This window comes from Pseudoalteromonas maricaloris, assembly GCF_024746855.1.
Taxonomy (GTDB): Bacteria; Pseudomonadota; Gammaproteobacteria; order Enterobacterales; family Alteromonadaceae; genus Pseudoalteromonas; species Pseudoalteromonas maricaloris.
This window is the reverse complement of sequence record NZ_CP024626.1, coordinates 1,117,076-1,137,675: the sequence shown is the minus strand read 5'-3', so window position 1 is coordinate 1,137,675 and position 20,600 is coordinate 1,117,076. Positions and strand designations below refer to the sequence as shown.

The following is a 20,600-nucleotide window of genomic DNA, read 5'->3' as shown; positions in this document are numbered from 1 at the left end:
GGCATGCTAACCTTCGTTGGCAGCTATGGTATCAAATATTTTCCCGTAATAGGTAAGCAGTTGAATCACCTCTGCTCTTTGGCTTTGCATCTATTGTGATTTATTTGATAGGTTTAATGACCAAAGCCCGGGTTAACTAAGTTTCCTTGTGAAGAGTATTAAGCAAACTCCGAAGTGAATACATCAGCAATTTCGTTCAAGTTTTTTATTGATAGTTTGAATATATTGACTTGGTAGTTTTGCAAAAGTGCTCAAACAGAAGGAGGGAGTGTGAGTAAAAATAATCACTTTATATATACCCATAGCGCTCAGCAGGATGATGTGTCCATGCTGAGCGCAACCATGAGTGATTTCACCTACACCAAACATGCTCATGAAGAGTACTCGATCGGGCTCACTCTAAAAGGCAGACAAGACTTTTTCTGTCGCAGTGCTTTTTATAAAAGTCAGCCTGGCTGCGTAATGCTTTTCAATCCCGAAGATATCCATGACGGTCATTCTGGGGGCGAACACAGCTTAGAATATGTGATGCTTTACGTGCACCCAAGAGAATTGCAACCACTGTTTCGCTCTCTTGGTTATAAACAAGAAACAGTACTCAGACTTAACGACACCTTGTTCAATGACCCACTGTTGCGCTATCAAGTTCTTACCATATCTCAGCAACTTTTGGGACGATCCTACTCCAAAATTGAGCACGAAGCCGCCTTGTTTCAGTTGGCTCAATCATTGGTTCGTTTGCATGGCTGTTTAGAGTTACCACTTCGTAAAACAAGGGCTGAAATTTTAGTACTAAGAGCTAAAGACTATATATTGGCTAATCTTGCCAACGATATTTCGGTTGATGACATCGCTGATGTCGCCAATATGTCTAAATATCACTTTATTCGAGCTTTTCGAGAACACTTTTGCATAACTCCACACCAGTATGTTTTGAATTGTCGTATCAACTATGCTCGCAAACAGCTACTTGTAGGCCGTAGCGCCACCACCGCAGCGGTAGAGTCCGGCTTTGCTGATGCCAGTCACTTAAATCGTAACTTTAAACGCGTATTTGGCATGACACCAAAACAATTTCAGTTGCAGTTGGGCCGTTAGCTTAGCTCGTCGACTGCTTATATCGGAGTAGTAAATCATGTCAGAAATTTTCGCCTATGCTATCGGGGTAATGTATACCCCTGGGCCTATCAACTTGCTTGGCCTACATAGTGGTCTAAACAAACAGACGCGTGTTCATCTCGGTTTTTTCGCCGGCGTTGGAATGGCAATGTTCATCTTGTTCGTTATCTTAGGGATTGTCGGGCTCAAGTTTATTAATCCACAGCTACTGCCTTTTATAAGCTTGGCAGGGTGTCTTTATATTCTATATATTGCTTGGAAAGTGGCACATGCTAACGTTGAGCTCTCTGATACGCGAAGTCCGGCCAAATCGTTGAGCTTTCGAGACGGACTTTTCATGCAGCTACTCAACCCCAAAGCGCTAATCGCAACCTTGCCGGTTTCTACCATTCAGTTTCCAAGCGTTGGCATTACCGGCATTGCCGTTGTCATATGGTCAATGCTCCTTGCTGTACTTGCATTCGGAGCCCCCACTAGCTATTCGATAGTGGGTTCAATAATGGGTAAACAGATCTCCGATCCCAAGTATTTTAAAGCTTTTAACTTAGTAATGGCTGCGCTATTAGTCTACGTGTCTTTAAGCATTGGCTATGACCATGTCATAGTGCCTTGGATAGTAAAATAACAAATTAGCAGATAATGGCAGAGATAATTAAGGATAAAGGCTGACACCCACGACGAACTTCAACCGTTTTTGGCTGTATTTTTGAGGTGGGTGTCTTAATCTTCCTTTAATCTTCCCTCTATTCGTAATGATTATAACGGTCGCTATTATTACATGGTGCTTTGTGGCGTCTCTTTGAATGGTGTGTCATTCGATAACTCTTCAAGCTTGTCGTTAATTTCCTTGATTTGATGTTCATTGCTTACTGACTTTTTAACTTCATTAAGCGCTATTTTATACGCCACATCTAAGGCGTTAGTCTGCGATGTTTCAATATGAGGTTTAACGCCAATCGATTCCCAATTTGTTTTCGTTTTCGGATTAATAGCCTTCGCTATTGGAATACCAGCTCTAAAACCACTTCCTAGCTCATAAAACTGCCAAGGATTTGCTCCACCTTTCGTTGTTTCCCCCACTAAAGTAGCCCGTTCAAGGTACTTTAAGTTATAAGCAAACTCCTCTGCCGCAGAGAACGTATCATTGCTCGTGAGTATGTACATGGGAGTGTCCAGATGAATTGAACTACTAACATTATCAAAAGTTCGGAATTCACGAGTAGAGTCAGTCGCTCGCCAATAAATGCTGTTTAAATGGGTGTTTGGCTTTAAAAAATAACTACTAATAAACTGCACCATTTCAGCACTGCCGCCCCCGTTATTACGAAGGTCAAATATAAGAGCATCTACATTAGATACAAATCCCATTACACTTTCTGCTATGTTTTTTGAGTTTTTCGATAATTCATCAAACTCCCAAAAGTCAACATAACCTATATTGCCATCGAGTACTTCAACACGATTAAAGCCTGAATTTTTCCGACTTAATTTGGTAAACCAAGATTCACGCTTTGTTTTATTATTCTGGCTTTCATTTGGATTTCGCCATTGCACAGTAAAGTGCTTGTCAAACTTTTGCAATTCTGCGGTTAGTAGCGAGGCAAACTGTTCTTGTGACTGACTATGAGTAAATGCAGGACTTGCTTTGAGCTCTGTAAGAGCGTCTGAAATTTTATCTATCTTTTTTACTTCAACATATTGTTGCTCAATGTTATTTGTAAGCGTATTCAATATATGAGTTTTATCAATATAACTGATATCAGCATGTGCCAACGGGGACAAAATAACAAAGCCCCACGTTATAATGCCATTCCTAGATTTCATCTTTTTTCCTTTATTAGAGCAGATAATGGCTGACACCCACGACAAACTTGAACCGTTTTTTCTCTATCTTTGCGGTGGGTGTTTTAATCTTCTTTAGTCTGCTATTGTTTATTTTTTAGCGTGCTTGCAGCCGATACCGAACCTTATTGCTCGTTCCAACATTATTCGTTAATTGTAATATGCCTTTTGTTATCCCGGTTGGTATCGTAAATGTAAGGCTAGATGGTGTATGAGTTGAAGGAACAAGAGTTTTATTTCCCATTGTGATACGGGTTTTATCATCAAACCCCACTCCCTTAAGCTCATATTGCTCGCCTTCTTGAACTTTGATTGAGGCATATCCAAATATTAACGGTGAGCCCGCTTTGTATGGGCTTAATCGCACTTCATTAGAACGCTTATTTCGAGTGTAAATAAATGCCTTATATTTACGAAATGGTAGATTGAGTTCAAAGATTAGCGCTGAATTAGTGTGCGATGTTGGCGTGATATTATAAATCTCTTCACCGTTATAGATAACTACTTTTGGGTTCTCCAGCCCGGCAAAGTCATCTCCAGAAAACACAACACTATCGCCGATACGATAAATTCGAGGCAATGAATAGCCATTGTAATAGCCAGCTTGAGAGGATATTTGTACACTCGGTGAATCACTTAATTTAAAGCCTCGCACTCGCTCATATGGCTCGGCGTCATAAATATCTAAAACTTTGTCGCCATCATTATCCAGATCAATAAAATCCTCAACCCCGTCTTTGTCAGAGTCTTCAGGCCATCCTTTCGTATTGAGTTTTTCGTCGGCATCCGCTATACCGTCATTATCAGAATCAAGATCCAAAAAGTTTAATTTATCATCTTGATCTGCATTTCCTGAGCCTTCGTGCTTATCACTAATGCCGTCGCCATCACTGTCTAAGTCCAATAAATTAATTACCCCGTTGTTGTCCTCATCGAGTGTAGTACCTTGCTTTACATAATACTCATAGAAGTCATGAACAGAGTCCCTATCGGTATCAATACGAGTTGGTTCAACACCAATTGCATATTCGACATGATCATCAATACCATCGGTGTCATTATCTTTAAATACGTAAATTTCATAGGAATAGTCCGGCGCGCCACCCGACAAGTCATCAATGACGCTCAAATTGAATTTTCCATCATGGGGTATTTTAGTCAGGATATGCGCCATTTTGAGTGCGCTATGGGTATGGATCTGCGATGAGTTGATCACCAAACCACCTTGTTCAGAAAAATACACTTTGGGCTTAAAATTATCTGAGCTATAGATAATGCGAGCTGAGATATAGTCGCCCTTTTTTGCGCTAAACTGGTACAAATCACCATTATCACCCGCGTTTGAAATCACCCCCTTTACTTTAAACGGAAGTTGATGCGCAACTTTTACCGCATTGCTAGGGTTATCATTAGGTTCAATCTCGACGATTTCGGGATAACGAGCGCGTTGACCATCGAATGGAAACTCATCATGCTCGTCTAACACACCATCACCATCTTCATCTTTGTTTTGCCAAGTTCCCTTAGTTGGGTCAAGCGAGCCATTATGTGGAGTTGCAAACACAATGGTACTAACCAGTGCAAGTGCCAATAAAATGCATCGTGATATCATAAACAATCCTTATTAATGTTGTTTTTTAATTAATTTTTCACCCTGTAACCCGCTTCATAATTGCGCTCTTTCACTAATTATTATTAATACATTACATTGGGTGTCTTCATTACTTTTGCTCGGGGTCTCTTTGTTATTTTTGCTGCTTTCAGCACTCAACTCCCACCCCGCTCTACGCTAAAACTGACTTTTGCACCACCGCTTGAGTTATTGCCTAGTTTGAGTTGTCCACCATGGTTTTCAATAATGATGCGAGAGAGCATCAGGCCTATGCCGTTGCCATCAGCTTTGGTGGTGTAAAATGCTTCAGCGGCTTCGTTTAGGTTAGAGAAACCGGGGCCAGTGTCTGTGACCGAAAACACTAATTTGTCAGCATCTGGGGTGATGTTGAGTGTAACTTCTGGCGAAGGTGTGCACGCTTCTTGAGCATTATTAATGAGGTGGCAAAGCACCTGTTTGATTTGGCTCGTATCAAAAAAACCGAGCAGATCGGCTGTGGTTACTATCTTTAGTTGCGGGTAGATACTTTGTAGCTGAGCGCAAAACTCACCGAGCGCGACAATTTGCTTGTGCGCAGGAGGCAGTTTGGCAAGGGAGGCATAGTTGCCCATAAAAGATTTAAGGTAATTGGCGCGCTCGTTGATGAGTGACAGTCCACTGCTAAACCTTTCTATATCTAATTCACCGTTTAGGCGCTTGGTAAGGCTGCGCGCTACCGTGCCGATCGGCGCTAAAGTGTTATTGATCTCGTGACTTAAAATACGAACAAAACGCTGTAAGGCGTCTTTTTCTTGTTGATATAAAATGCTATCGAGCTGTTTTAAAACCAGTAAAGTGTGAGGTTTATTGGCAATGTAGCAGCTGTCGTGTTCAAGCAAAAAAGCATGCTCAGTCCCCTCTAGCATCACCGAAACCTTTCTTTGTTTTTGCTGAGCTTGTAATGACTGAAACCAGCACCAAGCATCGTCTTTGTAACAGTCAAAAAAGGTGCGCTCAGCGTAGCTGTTGGCAAATGCAACGCTTTGGCTGTCAAACACGATAAGTGCACAATCAAGCTTTTCAATGATTTGCTTTAGCAGATCGCTTTGCTCGGCCAGCGCTCGCTGATCGGCTTGCATGGTTTGCGCAAGCGCATTTAAGTGCTCCACCGTTGAACGTAATTGTGCGTCTTTGCCGTGTACCGCTCTTAGGGCATAATCGCCTTGGCGAAGTGATATCAACAAGGTATCAATGAGATTAATGGTGTTTTGTCTAGTCGAACCATATTTATAAGCGAGCAAAGCAAAACATAGTGCAAATACTAAGTCTATCAACATAATAAGTGTTGCTGGATAGTCGTGCACAAGGAGTAAAACATTAGTAATTACAAGTAGTAATGCACTTAACAGCCAGTGTCCAAATCGATAAAACAAGTTTGCTTATCTCCTACTCATATTTGTCCATTTTGCGATACCACGCACTGCGCGATAGTCCCAAGCTCTTCGCCGCTTTTGATACGTTACCACCGTGAAATTCCAGTCTTTTAAAGAGTGCTTGCTCAATAATTTCATCCAGCGTTAAATCATGATTTTCTGATGCGCTCGCAGTAGCAGTATTCATCGATTGCAACGCTGAGTACGGTGTAGTGTTGAGCGCCAAATCACTGGCAAATATCTGAGCATTTGAACAAGTAAACACCGCGCGCTCCATCATATGCTTAAGCTCTCTCACATTACCTGGAAAATCGTATACACTCAGTGCTTTAGCAGCACAGGGCATAATGCTCGGTGATGGTTTTTTATAATCATGACTAAAGCGCATTAAAAAGCGCTCTGCTAATGGCAAGATATCCTCTGGACACGCTCTTAATGGCGGTATTTCTACTTCCACCGTATTTAATCGATAATATAAGTCTTGGCGAAACTGATTATTGGCAATCGCTTCATTGAGTTGGCAGTTAGTGGCAGAAATAATCCTCGCAGTATTGTCCAAGACTTTGTGACTGCCAACCGCCACGTACTTTCGCTCTTCTAGCACTTGAAGCAATTTTGCTTGAGACTGCAAAGATAAATTGGCAATTTCATCTAAAAACAACGAGCCATTACTGGCGAGTGTAAATGCACCCACTCTATCTGCTTTCGCATCAGTAAATGCCCCCTTTTTATGGCCAAATAACTCAGAGTTAAATAGCTCGTCACTCACCGCCCCCATGTTAATCGAGATAAAACTGCCACCAGCACGACTTGAATGCTCGTGTACATACTGCGCGTAATAGCTCTTTCCTGTGCCATTTTCACCGGTCAGCAAGATGTTCATATCGCTTTGTGCCAACTGGGTGAGCTGTGTCAGTACACGCTGCTTTTTCTCACTTTGCGTAACAAAATCTACTGTGTGTTGGGGCTTTTTAAGGCGCTCGTTTTCAGCAGATAGCCGCGCTAAATGTTGTCTGTCAGCTCGCTTTTCGATTTGTACTTTGATGCTATGAGCAAGGCGCTCATCATCCCATGGCTTTTCAATGAAATCGGCCGCTCCTTGCTTTAGGGCAGCTATGGCAAGGTCTAGCGTCGCCCAACCAGTCATCACCACAATGGGTAAGAGCGGATCGATTTGAATGAGCTTAGCAATCGCCATCAGCCCTTCTTTGCCACTGGTGGTATCTTGGGTAAAGTTCATATCCAAGAGCACCAAGTCCACTTCCTGTGTACTGACATAATCAAATGCAGCCTCTGGTGTCACCACACCGTGACAAGCGTAGCCTTCATCCTCAAGTAAAAACTTCAGACTCGCCTGAATATCAAGCGAGTCGTCTACTATTAGCACCTTTTTCAAATTATTATTCCATTCTTAAGCTAACCGCAGGTTGGACTTTTATGCTGCGTTTCACCGGGATATAAAGCGCAAGGCATACCGCAGCAAATACCAGTAATAGAGTGATACTACCAGCACCAAACATAACACTAAACGGCACAATACCGCGGAAAAAGTCTACAGCAAGATAACATAATATATAGAAAATTAATGCAGAAATGGTCAGTCCTGTAACGGTATGGGTTAGATTTTTCTTGATAAATAACAACATGATCTGACGATCTTTGGAGCCAAGCGCACGGCGAATGCCTATTTCATAGCTAGATTTGTTAATATTACTCAGGCCCATGGCATAAATACCAATTAAAGAAAGCGTCAAGGCAAACCCACCCACAATCAAAAACACATAAATGATACTGGTGAACGCCCCCATCATAGAGCGATGGTTGTCGTAGTGATCAAAAATATAGCTGGTTTCGAGCTTACTTGAGAGCCGACCTAACACGCGATAAAAGGCTTCGTAACTTTGGCTTGGCGGCAACTCAGTAATGAACTTAACCGCCATTACATTTTCCTTTGGCGCATATTGACGAAAACTAAAATAGACTTCATGACGACGATCGCTAGCAACAACGCTCATCTCATCCACTGCAATACCAACTATTTTAGCGCTTGGCCATTTTGCATCACGTAACATCAGTGAGCGCCCCAATACTTCCTCACTGCCAAACAGCGCGTGTGCGAGAGACTGGCTAATGATCACTACGGGCGCCGCTTCTGTGTTGTCTTGTGCCGTGAAGTTCCTACCACTTTGCAATTCGCGCTTAAAAAGATGGGATACCGCTTCAATATTTATGATTTTATCGGTATAAACTTCGCCCTCACTTGTTAGCACATCAAGCTCCATCTCACGTTGATACACGCGCCCTTCTTTAAAGGCAGGATCCAATGTCATTCCCACGACCAATGCGCTTGCCATTTCGACCGCTTTATCACTCGAAAACTCGCTTTCAGTTTGAAATTGCAGCTCAGTTGAGTACACCCCTTTGAGGGTCTCGCCGTCAATATTTCCCGCCATAGAATACATCACATAGCCTATGGTGCTCGACGCCATCAGCATAAAGCTCACTAAGGTCACCTGCAAAGACAGTAGGCGTTTTGACATCAATCCCGCCTGTTTTCCGGTTGCACCACGCGTGCCGTCTCGCAGTACATCATTGATGTTAAAGTTAGCGGTTTTCACCGCAGGTAACAGCACTGCAATAGCAAATACCAAGCTTATCAGCAGTAGTGACACCAAGATGGTGACTGTATTTAGCTGCCAATACCACCAGTACGGCATTTTGCCACCAAACATCATATTCATAAAAAAGTTCAGCGCTCGCAAACCAAGATCTGTTAATAATAGCGCCACCACCCAACTGCTAACGCAGTAGATCAAGCCCTCGCAAGCATGCTGCTGAACCACCCTTAATTTTTTCGCGCCAATCGCGGCCCGAATAGCCGACTCTTTTTGTCTCTCGATGATTTTGGCAAAAAGTAAGTTACCAATGTTGATTGAGGAAATAAGCAAAATAAGTACGATACCAGCCATAAACAGAGTAAATATAAATACCGCTTCACCGTCGGTGTTGTATTCCACCAAGGTCATGGATTCAACCCGAACCGTTTTATCTACCTCAAGTGCTGACTGGCTAACACGTTGCTGTGCATAATCAGTGAAAAATAAGCTTAAACGCTGCTCAAGCTTCGCCTCTACCGTCTCATTTGGCATCTTATAAATAATATCGATGGTATCAGCAGGTGCTGTGTTATTGCCTTTAAGAGGCAGCCAAAGTTTAGAAAATATCGGGAAGTTATTGTGTTTGGGCATCACACCGATTATCTCGTAAGGCTTTTGGTCAACAACCATTGTGCGCCCTATAACGTCTTTGCTACCTTGAAATAGATGCAACCAGAGATAGTCTGAAATCACGACCACATTTTGGGCCGCCCCCACAAAGTCCTCAGCAGTATAAAATCGCCCAAGTGCAGGTTTAATGTCCAGAAACTGAAAAAAGCGTTCATCAACATAGGAGCCTCGATAATGATTGCCTCGCTCAGCGTCACTTACCCAAACACTCGCCGGCGCAATATAAAGCCACTCCTCAAGTTGTTTAACTTCATCAAGTTCTCGTAGTTGTGGCAGCATGCTGTATTCAAACCGATTTTGCATGCTGATAGGGTTACGAACCTTAAAGATCCTGATTTCTGGGCTGCCACTACCCACTTGGCTATGTGAAAATGCCACCGTATAAATATAGTTAAAACCAATCAAAGATATGGTCAAACTGCCAACCATGATAAACATCATCAATAACGTAAAGCGCATTGATTTGGCGATGTTTCTCAGTGCATAACGAAAGTCTAGAAGTAATCCCATACTAAGCTCCAACGACTTTGCTTGCGCGCTCAAGCTGCTTTTTGTCTCTTAAAATTGTGCCATCTAGCATAGAGATAACACGGCTAGCGTAAGTCGTAGATTCGATATCATGCGTTACCATACAAATCGTTTTTCCAGCAGCATGAAGATCGCTTAACAACCCTAGCACTTGCTGGGCATTATTTGAGTCCAAGTTACCGGTCGGCTCATCGGCAAGGATGAGATCTGGGGAGTTAATCAAGGCTCTTGCAACTGCAGCGCGTTGCTGCTGACCGCCTGAAAGCTGAGAAGGAAAATGATTGATGCGGTTTTCTAATCCCACCATCGCCAGCGCGTCTTTGGCTTTTTGCTCCATTTCTTTTTGGCTAATGCCGCCGATATAAGTCAGCGGTAACATGACATTTTCGAGCACGTTTAAATCACTGATAAGATTAAAGGCCTGAAAAATAAAACCGATATGATTAGCGCGAATATGAGCACGCTCGTCCGAGCTTAAATTAAATGCTTGGTTACCACTGATAAAGTACTCGCCGTTACTTGGTTCATCAATCAAGCCCAAAATTGACAGTAACGTTGACTTGCCGCACCCTGACGGTCCCGTGATAGCCACAAACTCGCCGGGCTCTACTACGAGATTAATGCCGTCTAGCGCTTGAGTTGCAATTTCGTCCGTCTGAAACCGCTTTTCGATATTATTAAGTTGAATGACTGAGTTCATAATGATGTCCTGTTAACGCACTAGCACTTGGCTATCTTGAGTATACTTTTCCATATCGGAAATAATGATAATTTGATTTTTATTAAGCCCTTCAAGCACTTCGATGTAGTTTACCGAACGCTGACCAAATTTAACCGTTTTTTTCGTGGCGAGATGCTCATCAACAACAAACACGCTCGCTTGATTATTTGCAACAGCATTGGCTGGCATTGCGACGAATATCGCCTCGGCCTTATGGCTCGTTACAATAACCCCTTCAATGTTGAGTTTATCTCTGGCTTCTCTTGGCAAAGTGCCTTCAATGCTCAGCTCTACCTCAACTTGGCTATTGGTGACTTTTGGGGAAACGCGTTTTACGATGGCGTTAAAACGCGAAGTGTAAGTATCGATTGTAGCCGACTGCCCAACTTGTACATGCGGCGCATCTAGTTCTGCGATGTTTATCTTAGCAACCAGCAAACGCGGATCTGCCACCTCTGCAACCGAACTGGTATTAGACAATTGCATGCCCACTTCAATCAGCACATCCTGAATTTGTCCAGTAATTGGCGAGCGCACATCAAGTGCAGCAATATTCTCTTCAAGTAGCTTTATTTCGGAACGTAGACTTGCTTGCTCAGCCAGCTGCGCTTTGGCTTTTGCCTGTTGCACTTCTTGCTGAGTGGCAACCCTAGCTTGCTGTAACTCCACTTGCTTTTGACTACGCTGCATTGCAAACTCGCTGCGTTGATGATCAAGCATAGAGATAGTGCTATTGCCCTTTTCTATTAAGGTTTTTTGCGCCTGCCACTGAATTTTGTCGGCTTTATAAGCCAGCAAAGCATCATGATGTGCGGTTTGGGCCTCTTGCACTTTGGCCTTTAATTCTGCAAGTTCGGCCTCATGTTGTGCTGAAATTTTGGTAAGTTGGCTATGTTTTTGAATGAGCGCTTCGCGCAGTGATGGGTTTTCAAGCCGAGCAAGTAGCGTACCTTGAGTGACCATTTCACCCGGTTTAACCAACACTTCAACTACTTTTCCACCACTACTACTGGTAACCAAATGGCGTTTTTCCAATGCAAGACTGCCAAGTCCCTTAACACTGAGTTCAAACTCGCCCTGTTGAACTTTAGCAACGATTAACTCTTCTTGGAAAACCACGTTTGATGCACTTTGGGTATATGCTTTGGCAAAAAACACCAAACCGACCACAAGTAGCACAATAACAAGCAATGCGAGCTTCTTAAGCGGCATGCGCTTTGTTTTCGCCAGTTTTATATCCATACTCTGTACTCCACTTTGAGAATACAGATGATGAATCAAATTTTAGGCCAAATATTTTTTATATAAGAATCAATACAATACAGTAGAGCTGAGTTCGTACTCGATAAAACATGTGTCGAAATCGAGACACTAACAACTTAATAACTGTGTCGAAAGCGAAACATTTGTATTTGCTGATAATCGTAGAGCGAAATTCCATATTTTTTTAATGGAAACATCACCGTAGTATTCAAGCCTGAACTCTGTACGTGCAACGCTGTTTGGTCGTCGCTCAATGTCAGCTCACGCACGCCGAGCCAGTTGCAAAAGGTTTCACCAGAGACAGGACCACCAAAGGTAATACCTTGGTTATCAAACCGGGCAAACTGTTGCTCCGCCACACCAATAATAATGCTATAAACCAATGCAATAGCTGGCCCCATCCCCACGGCAGCCATGAGTTTTCCAGCACCATTAATGTTTGCTTGGAGTAAGTCTGGCAGGTAGACAAAACCAAGTACTGTGGCTGGTAATAACACACTATTAAGCAGTATTACTTTGCGTAACTTGGCACTTCGACTTTTGCTTAGTCTTTAAATTCAAGATTCATACGGTACTTTCGCATTCACTATAAAACTACGGATGCACTAAGTGCAATATGCTGCGAGCTTCAAGCCATGCAACCAATTCATTCTGATATTCCGTTGCGGGCTGCGCCAATTGAATACCGTAGCTAAATAAACGATAAGCAAGCACAGCATAAAATGCATCGACCATAGTTGGCTTTGCAAACATAAATGGGGAGTGAGCCGCAGCAAAAAGAGTCTCTACCCTTTTTAGTTCGCGCTTTGCCGCATCCGACAAATTTATTGACGTATTTGGCGTGAAAGAAAAAGGTAATTCACAGCGTAGCGCAGTGAAGCCAGCGTGCATCTCAGCGACAAGACTACGTGCCTGTGCACGCTCATAAGGGTCTTGTGGCAGCAAACCGCCTTCACTAAGGTCGTTGAAGAACTCTGCAATCGCGAGTGAATCAGTAATGACATGACCTTCCACGAGCAAAACTGGTACTTGTTTAGTCGGCGATACATTGGCCAACTTTGCTTTGTCATCACAAGAGGTCAAATCGATAAGTTCAATGTCTAACTTAATATCTAGGATAGACGCACATAACAGCGCTCTTAATGACCAAGTTGATTCGGTCCCAATTACCAATTTCATTTAATTTCCTTTATATTTTTGAGTATGTTGCTGTTTGCGCCTCGTGCAATGCGCTAAGACTTTGAGCTTTTCATCTTCGCTGTAACTTGTCCAGCCGGTGATTTCGTCCAACGTTCTAAAGCAGCCTAAGCACACATCTTTATCATCCAAACAACACTTTCTGATGCAAGGGGACTGGACTAAATTACAACTAGAGTGTGACATCGCTGCTCCTTCATACAGATTTACTCAAAATAGCTTGCCGGAAAACAAGACTCTCTCTTTTTGCCTTTAAAATGATGGCAGACCTCTCCAGTCTCAGTATTAATCAAAAAAGAGTGGTCAATATCCTTAAAGTAAAACCAAATAAATTCCATACCTTCCTCTGAAAAGTGTTGTTCAAAAGTCGGCTCATCAAAATGCGCCGCCAGCGCATCAATATCTGTTATTTCATCGTAGCTAACGGCATAGACTGCTAGGCTCGTGAACGTGGCTAAAACAAAAAATACCTTAACTAGGCCAATATGCATCTTAATACCTATAGTCATATTATTGGACGAAATACACCATCTTCATCAATCAATATACAAACTGGGCGGGGCTATCCCCACCACATACGCACTACCTGTTGCGCGTCGTTTAACTCAATATTGAGTCGCTGAGGTTGATGATCTTGGGTAAGCATATCTCCAGATTGGTACACTCTAACCACCTTACCAACGATTGTTTGTAGGGATTTTGAATAATCAATATCTTGCACCACTTTATCCTCATTTATGCTTGGAATTTAAAGCCAACGACGCACTCTCCTTTGATAGCGTAAATAGGCATCTCCAAAAGTTTGTTCCATCATCTTTTCTTCAAATTGAATGTACCATCTGTCGGCAATAAGTAAAAAAGCAATCACAAACAAAAATGACACAAGTGCACCACCGGTTAATACAGCATAGCCCAGTAATACAATGACAAAACCTAGGTACATGGGGTTGCGGGTATATTGAAATACCCCAGCTTCCACTAATTTATCAGGCTTATTGAAAGTCATAATATTGGTTTCTTCCTTCGCGAATATCGTGCTGCCCGACTTGGCCAGTGCAAACCCCAAAGCAATCGGTACTAACCCTAATAGATTGAAAGGGTAATAAATAAAATGTGGTGCAGCAGTTAACCAACACACCACAGGCATCAATATGACAAATAAAAGCAGTAAAATAGGAGGCAGTAGCTTTTGCATGATGTTATTCCTTATCTGTAGGACAAAAATTAAAGATAAGGTAATGCGAATTTTGTTGCTGCGCCTTAACCTATGTTAAGCCAAGCTCTTTTCTAATTCTCGACAGTGATACATCCGTGATCCCAAGGTACATCGCGATATGGCGCAATGCAACCGAGCGGCTTAATGCTTGATTTTCTGTGATAAAGCGTAAATACCTTTCCTTTGCACTTAACTGGAGTAACGCCGCTTCGCGTTTCTCTTTTTTAAGCACTAACTGTTCATAAATTTTGCGCACAAACCGCCCCCAGTTGAGGTTTTTCTCAGATACAGTGACTAAGTCAGCATAGCGAATTTCGGCAATCACACTGTCCGTTAGCGCTTGCGTTGAAAATGGACTCGGCTGCTCTTCTAGATAACAAGATAAACAAGAGAATGCCCCGCCCTTCTGTAGCAGAGATTTGTTCCGTTCATTACCCTTTTCATCTAGGTAGAAATAACGTCCATATCCATCTAATAAGAAATAAACACTCGAGATTTTCTCACCCTGTTCGAATAGCATCGTATCGGCTGTGATATGACCGATTTTTATATACGGAGCCATAAGCAGCCAATCCTCGAGTGAAAACTCCACTAACCGCCCATATACAGCTAACCATTTTTGATAATTTTCGTTACTTGATTTAGACATTAATGTAAGTGCTTTTCGAATAATAACAGGATTTTATTGTCGTAAGGCATCGTATCGAACTGCTGATATCCAAGCTTTTGGTATATGTGTTGTGCTCGTGTATTATCAGCAAATACATCTAGCCAAATGCGCGTTATACGCAACTCCTCTAACACATATTTTTCCATCTGATTTATCGCTTCTTGCCCTATTCCCAATCCCTTTTTAGCAACCACAATCCGGCGAAATTCAACACTTTTCAGTTCTAGTTCAACGGCTAAAATAATAAAGCCAACTATTTCACTGCCTGAGTGGATTGTTAAATAGTGTATGTTGGATTCAGAAAATAACTGCTGATGAGCAAGCAGCGAATTGCTCAAGATAAATTCCTTATTATCATCCGCATTCTCCATTTCGCTCAAAGCTGGAAGTTGTGTAAAAACACCTCGAACTAATGTGACCATCTCATTCGCTTTTATACTTAAGTAAAAGTTTCGAATTAAGTTCACTAATAAAAAGGCTATCCTGTAATCTCGATTCTTGTTCCATTAGCCACTCCTCAAAAGCCTCTAAAGTAACGGATTGATAGAGCTTCGCTAGCCAATCTTGAAGCGAAACATTAAAAGCATCACACAAAGCTTGCTGACATAACCAAAGATTTTCAGGCATAGCCATATTCTTACCATACTTGATGAGCTGAGAATGCTGAAAAACACTTTTTATTCCAACAAGGCCAAGCTTTCCCTGTTCATCTATGGGCGCAAGGCAATTATCTTGCACGAAACTCGGCGGTGATGGGAATTCAAACACGAACTCGGGAGATTCATAATTGACGTATGCATATTTGACAATAGCGCCAGCTGATAAATTAGTTGCTTCACATGGGATGGTAAACGGAATATTGAGACTGCATTCATTTTCACCAAGTGCGTAGCTATCATAAACGACGATATCCGTTTGCAACTTAAAGCCATCTCCTGGCTGGTGGCTATCTGGGATAACCAGCTTCCCACTTAATAGCGTATCGTCACCACCACTGAGTTTCTGTACCGAAGATTTCTGTAAGTTAAAAAACTCTCCAATGTGTATTTGCTCCCCTTTTCTATTTAATGTTGCCGATAATGCGATAGACTCAGGGATCAAAATACCGTCTTCTTTGAGGTAAGGAAATAGATGCTTGAAGATCCAAACTTGTGGCTCTCTTTTTAGTAGTGCCGTCATCGTCTCGGAAATCACGATATCAAAGCTACATTTTTCTTCACCCTGCCATTTTAATGCATCGTAACAAACCAGCTGTTCGATACAGTGCTCGACATCAAAAGTATCAATTAACTTTTTCACCGCTACGACATTTTCTGGGTGTATATCAAGTAGGGTAGCTTTTATAGGAAGACTGGGGCGTAGTGCTAACAATGGAAGCAATAGCGTGGCGTAGGGACCGGTGCCTGCGTATAAAATACGAACTTCGGATAAGCCTTCACTCAATTTATCTTCAATCGCTGCTTTTACGCCCTGCATAAAAACCAAACTACGCAGCTGTTCTTGAGAACATTTAGCGGCCTGAACAGGGGAAATGGCTACACCATACTCAGTGTGAACACTACTCCAATCATTCAAATCAAACTGAGTATCAACGCCACTCAATTTACCAAAACATTGCACGAACTCGTCAAACAATACAGTCAATTCAGGAGACTGCTTATTTGCGGAAAAAATTCCTGCTAAACATCCGAGATTAAAGCTATTAAGATCCATTTTCTTTCCTGCGATATATAAGATTTATTGGGCTAACGACTTCTTTTTAATGAATTATTATTTAAGAATAGTGTGAAAATATTAGCAATAAAAATATTCAATTAACTTGCTGTGTTGCTAATGCATTTTGGCTTCACCATCTCAGCAACGTTCGAAACAATGAGAAAAGGCATATTCCCCACTTAATGATCCTACGTCATGAAATTGTTAATGACAAAAGAATTAAAAAATTAAAAATCCCATTTTCCGTAACAAAAAGTTGAAATGACACCCAAAAAGGAACTATATTTGTTCAAATCCTGATCCAGGATGTAAACAAAACAAATAAAAATCATAACAAGTATGATGGGGAAATCCGATGTCAACTCTAAATAAGTCAGCACTCGCAATCGCCGTAGTGACAGCTTTATCTTCTTCTACCGTTACCGCTGCGACGTACAATCAATATAATTTTGAAAACAAACCTCCTTTACAAAGCCAATATCCCGATTTTAAAAACAAACAGGCGAGAAAATCAACTCACAACGTCGTTACGTGGTTAGTTAAATTACACACACCTTCTATTGCAGAACAAAGCCTTACTGGTATTAACGTCAAAAATGCAACATCAAGTATTCAGCAAGCTCAACAGAGCGTAGAAACCGCAATCGCTAGCACTAGTCCTACGCTGCAGGTTGTCGCTAAAACGTCTAAGCTATCTAATGCAATTATCGTCAATGGCGAAGAAGCTGAAGTTAACAAACTACTACACAATCCATTGGTACATTCTGTGTTACCTGTATTTGATTATAAATTGAATGTGGCAGACAGTGCCGACTACATAAAGGCAACGCCTTTAGTTTCCACTGGTGAAGTTACAGGTGAAGGAGTTCGTGTTGCGGTACTTGATACGGGTATTGATTACACCCACCAAGCGTTTGGTGGCCCTGGCACAGTTGAAGCGTATGAAGCTGCTGCAAGCAACCCTGCAGATACGCCGGCTTGGCCACAAGGCTTAGTATTAGGTGGATATGACTTTATCAACAACGATCCAGATCCAATTGATGCAGGTACTAACCACGGTACACACGTTTCTCATTCAGTAACAGGTATCGCACCAAACGTTGAATTATTTGTTTACTCCGTCTGTGCAGAAACTTGCCCTGGCTTGGCTCAACTTTTAGCGTTGGAATCTGCAATGGATCCCAATGGGGACGGTGATATTTCTGACAGAGTAGATGTTGTTAACATGTCACTAGGCGGAGATTTTGGCGATAATCGTGCAGGTGCAGTTCAAGAACTTATCGATAAAGCCGTGATGCTAGGTACTAACGTTGTTATCTCAGCAGGTAATGATGGCCCTACACCATTTATAGTTGGTGGCCCAAGTACAACAGATAATGCACTTTCTGTTGGTGCTATGGAGCACTCTGTCATAAAAGGTCAGCACATTTTAGCGTCCTTGATGGGCGAAACGACTGAAGCTGGTGCGGCAAGTTTTAACCCTGAGGGCTTTGAAGAGTTTGAATTTAGTAGCGACACAACCCCGCTAGCATTTGTTGAGACTGAAAAGAACGACCGCGGAGATGCAACATCTATTGCTTGTGATCCTTTTGCAGATGAGGTCGACTTTACGGGCAAAGCTGTCCTCGTTGACCGCGGTGCATGTAACTTCACCCAAAAAGTGCTAAACGCCCAAGCGAAGGGCGCTAAATTGGTTATGATTGCCAATAATGTTGAAGGTGGTGGTCCAACAGAGCCTGGAGGCAGTGCTCCAGGTATTGAGATCCCAACTATTGGTTTGAGCTACAGCCAAGGTAAAGCACTTAAACAACAGTTATTGGCTGGAAACAATGTTGCCTATAATGTGAATGCCACAATCATTCTAAAAGAAGGCATGATCGCGTCATTTACCTCTCGTGGACCTTCTATCAGCGGAAGGTTAAAACCTGAAATCACAGCGCCAGGTGTTAGCATTATGACTGCACATCCAGGCCTTGGTGATGGACTCACTCCAGCAAGTGGAACTTCATTCTCTGGCCCTATTACAGCTGGAGCCATGAGTATGCTTAAAGAAGCACTACCAAATCGCAATGGTTTTGAACTAAAAGCAACATTAATGAACGCGGCTAACTTAGATGTTACCATGGAGCCTCGCTCGCAAAACCCAAATGCTGCGCTTGCGCCAATCAGCTTTATCGGCTCAGGTCTTGTAGATGTTGAAAAAGCGGCAAACCTTCCAGTTGCAGCATGGGCTGAAGATACGATGCAAGCAGCGCTATCATTTGGCTTGGTGTCACTATCTGAAACTTCATCTATCACCAAGAAGGTAGTCGTTAAAAACTTCTCGAATCAAGAACAGACCTATACATTGGCATATGAGCAGCGATTTGCTGACGACGCAGAGCGTGGTGCACTCAGTATGGCCTTTCCTGAGTCGATCACCGTTCCTGCAGGACAAACCATCTCGTTTGACGTCACAGCAACTATAGATCCAACTAAACTGCCTGAGTGGACATTAACTTCTGCCAACATGGCATTCTTGGATGCAACACACGACCTTACAACGTTAGAGCTTGATGGTGCATTGAACTTTATGTCTGGCGACGCAAAAGCGCTGCACTTGGTTTATCATGTGCTACCAAAAGCCGCCGCGAATGCTAAAGTCATGCCTGTCGTTGATGACCAAGGTGCTAGACACGTATTAACCAATACTGGCGCTGCGACTTTAGAGCCATTTTTCGCTCCAACTGTTGCAAAAGATGAAACAGGTGATAGCGAACGTTTAGATATAATCGGTGCTTCTGTAGAAACAACTTCAGTTCCAACTAGCGTTTGTGATACCGGTTACATGCTATTCACGACCATGGTTACTAATCAACCTATTATCCACACTTATCAAGGTGGCTTTATGGCTGATTTCGATTTGCCAGCTGAAGGTGAGACATCGCCAGATGGCACTTATGATGTAACTGTTCAAAACGGCAAGCAAGAATGGTTTGGCAATTTCCTATCTGGTAGCGCTATCTCATTTACTCATGGTTATGGTTCAGGAAGCGGTTTTATTACTAATATTAACTTTGCATCAGGTAATAATTTCGTCACCATGAGCAGTTGTGCCGATGCATTTGGACTTACTGCCGAGCAGATCGCAACTGGAGTGGAAGCCAAAATTCGCTTCCGCACGGAAGAAGAGACTTGGATGCCTATCCCCTCTAACTCATTAGATGAAGCTTTCGCGAATAGCTTTATGATAAAAGCACCAGCAATGGAAGTAGCTACAACTGAAGCGGAAGGTTTAGCTATGCTCGTTGATGATGCTGGTAATGAAGTAACAGAGCTTGCACCTGGTGAGTCAGCAAACCTAACTTTCTCCGACAATGATTTCATGATTCTATCAAGTAACGGGGCGGTGCCAGTTATTGTTTCTCCGTCAGAAGAATCAGCGAAAGCGCCAATCATCACCGCTGATCAGTCATTCTCTGTCGAGGAAAATACAGCAGTAGATACCGTTATTGGCCAGCTAGAGGTTGAATACGCATCTGACTTTGCGAACCCAGTTTCTGAGTTTATTGTTATTGCTTCAACTTCTTCAGCTATCACGGTTAATTCATCAGGACAGGTCATTGTCGCCAACAGCGAGCAACTAGACTTCGACTCAGGACTAGAAAGCGTTGAGCTTGAAGTCGTGGCGACTGATACCGGTGGCAATGTATCTGAGCCTGCGAAAATTATGGTCGAGGTAACAAACTTAATGGATGAAGAGTCAGAACAGCCGACTCCAGATCCAACGCCTACGCCGACACCATCAAAATCTTCAAGCGGTTCACTATTTTGGTTACTACTAGCTGCACCACTTGTGCTACTACGTAGAAGAAAATAACACCCTACTTTTTATAATTAAGTAATGAAATGGCGAGCATTGTGCTCGCCATTTTTATTTAACCTGAGGTTTGGATAAGGAATGTTCCAACTCATTGTTGCTAAAGCACAACTTAGTTTTTTCCTTGTCTAGCCAGCAAGTTTTAGGGAAAACACCGC

Annotated in this window: 19 protein-coding genes; 3 read left to right on the top strand and 16 right to left on the bottom strand. The window is 42.5% G+C overall.

From position 1 onward, the window contains the following. Nucleotides 1-270 precede the first annotated feature (270 nt). Both CTT31_RS22755 and CTT31_RS22750 read left to right on the top strand, forming a co-directional pair. Nucleotides 271-1,098, top strand: a complete 828-nt coding sequence (locus CTT31_RS22755) for an AraC family transcriptional regulator (RefSeq protein ID WP_039496419.1) — start codon at nucleotides 271-273, stop codon at nucleotides 1,096-1,098. 37 nt (nucleotides 1,099-1,135) lie between these two features. Further along, complete coding sequence (locus tag CTT31_RS22750; protein WP_260492619.1) at nucleotides 1,136-1,744, top strand: LysE family translocator; 609 nt, start codon at nucleotides 1,136-1,138, stop codon at nucleotides 1,742-1,744. A 149-nt stretch (nucleotides 1,745-1,893) separates the two neighbouring features. Here the strand turns inward: CTT31_RS22750 and CTT31_RS22745 are convergent, their stop codons facing one another. The 16 genes from CTT31_RS22745 to CTT31_RS22670 all read right to left on the bottom strand — a co-directional run bounded on the left by CTT31_RS22745 (nucleotide 1,894) and on the right by CTT31_RS22670 (nucleotide 16,580). Beyond that, complete coding sequence (locus tag CTT31_RS22745) at nucleotides 1,894-2,979, bottom strand: S41 family peptidase (protein ID WP_260492618.1); 1,086 nt, start codon at nucleotides 2,977-2,979, stop codon at nucleotides 1,894-1,896. A gap of 79 nt (nucleotides 2,980-3,058) precedes the next feature. Beyond that, complete coding sequence (locus CTT31_RS22740) at nucleotides 3,059-4,573, bottom strand: MSCRAMM family adhesin SdrC (RefSeq protein WP_260492617.1); 1,515 nt, start codon at nucleotides 4,571-4,573, stop codon at nucleotides 3,059-3,061. Between the two features lie 155 nt (nucleotides 4,574-4,728). Beyond that, entirely contained in the window at nucleotides 4,729-5,985 is a 1,257-nt protein-coding gene (locus CTT31_RS22735) for a sensor histidine kinase (protein WP_260492616.1), read from the bottom strand. 13 nt (nucleotides 5,986-5,998) lie between these two features. After that, complete coding sequence (locus CTT31_RS22730) at nucleotides 5,999-7,381, bottom strand: sigma-54-dependent transcriptional regulator (RefSeq protein WP_211856670.1); 1,383 nt, start codon at nucleotides 7,379-7,381, stop codon at nucleotides 5,999-6,001. A 4-nt stretch (nucleotides 7,382-7,385) separates the two neighbouring features. After that, nucleotides 7,386-9,782, bottom strand: a complete 2,397-nt coding sequence (locus tag CTT31_RS22725) for an ABC transporter permease (RefSeq protein WP_260492615.1) — start codon at nucleotides 9,780-9,782, stop codon at nucleotides 7,386-7,388. Nucleotide 9,783: 1 nt separating this feature from the next. Next, nucleotides 9,784-10,500, bottom strand: coding sequence for an ABC transporter ATP-binding protein (locus tag CTT31_RS22720; RefSeq protein ID WP_211856674.1), 717 nt, complete (start codon nucleotides 10,498-10,500; stop codon nucleotides 9,784-9,786). A 12-nt stretch (nucleotides 10,501-10,512) separates the two neighbouring features. Beyond that, entirely contained in the window at nucleotides 10,513-11,763 is a 1,251-nt protein-coding gene (locus tag CTT31_RS22715) for an efflux RND transporter periplasmic adaptor subunit (RefSeq protein WP_211856676.1), read from the bottom strand. A 137-nt stretch (nucleotides 11,764-11,900) separates the two neighbouring features. Then, nucleotides 11,901-12,281 (bottom strand): hypothetical protein, encoded by a 381-nt coding sequence (locus tag CTT31_RS22710; RefSeq protein WP_249122332.1) that lies wholly within the window; start codon nucleotides 12,279-12,281, stop codon nucleotides 11,901-11,903. Between the two features lie 97 nt (nucleotides 12,282-12,378). Continuing rightward, nucleotides 12,379-12,963: a glutathione S-transferase N-terminal domain-containing protein gene (locus CTT31_RS22705; protein WP_260492614.1), complete on the bottom strand. Its 585-nt coding sequence runs from the start codon at nucleotides 12,961-12,963 to the stop codon at nucleotides 12,379-12,381. After that, nucleotides 12,964-13,167, bottom strand: coding sequence for a DUF1289 domain-containing protein (locus tag CTT31_RS22700; RefSeq protein WP_130127601.1), 204 nt, complete (start codon nucleotides 13,165-13,167; stop codon nucleotides 12,964-12,966). Nucleotides 13,168-13,187: 20 nt separating this feature from the next. Continuing rightward, the gene (locus CTT31_RS22695) at nucleotides 13,188-13,472 is read right to left on the bottom strand and encodes a hypothetical protein (RefSeq protein WP_211856678.1); all 285 of its coding nucleotides are present in this window, start codon (nucleotides 13,470-13,472) and stop codon (nucleotides 13,188-13,190) included. A 71-nt stretch (nucleotides 13,473-13,543) separates the two neighbouring features. Next, complete coding sequence (locus tag CTT31_RS22690) at nucleotides 13,544-13,702, bottom strand: I78 family peptidase inhibitor (RefSeq protein WP_239359693.1); 159 nt, start codon at nucleotides 13,700-13,702, stop codon at nucleotides 13,544-13,546. Nucleotides 13,703-13,729: 27 nt separating this feature from the next. Beyond that, nucleotides 13,730-14,176 (bottom strand): methyltransferase family protein, encoded by a 447-nt coding sequence (locus CTT31_RS22685; RefSeq protein ID WP_260492613.1) that lies wholly within the window; start codon nucleotides 14,174-14,176, stop codon nucleotides 13,730-13,732. Nucleotides 14,177-14,246: 70 nt separating this feature from the next. After that, a complete protein-coding gene (locus CTT31_RS22680) occupies nucleotides 14,247-14,846 on the bottom strand; it encodes a Crp/Fnr family transcriptional regulator (protein WP_039496397.1) in 600 nt (199 codons plus the stop codon). Further along, on the bottom strand, nucleotides 14,846-15,289 hold the full coding sequence (locus CTT31_RS22675; RefSeq protein ID WP_039496395.1) for a GNAT family N-acetyltransferase: 444 nt from the start codon (nucleotides 15,287-15,289) through the stop codon (nucleotides 14,846-14,848). The genes CTT31_RS22680 and CTT31_RS22675 overlap by 1 nt, the downstream gene beginning before the upstream one ends. Nucleotide 15,290: 1 nt before the next feature. Beyond that, nucleotides 15,291-16,580, bottom strand: a complete 1,290-nt coding sequence (locus CTT31_RS22670; protein ID WP_211856682.1) for an SAM-dependent methyltransferase — start codon at nucleotides 16,578-16,580, stop codon at nucleotides 15,291-15,293. Between the two features lie 358 nt (nucleotides 16,581-16,938). Between CTT31_RS22670 and CTT31_RS22665 the strand changes: the two genes are divergently transcribed. Continuing rightward, nucleotides 16,939-20,442: a S8 family serine peptidase gene (locus CTT31_RS22665; protein WP_260492612.1), complete on the top strand. Its 3,504-nt coding sequence runs from the start codon at nucleotides 16,939-16,941 to the stop codon at nucleotides 20,440-20,442. Nucleotides 20,443-20,600: the final 158 nt, after the last annotated feature.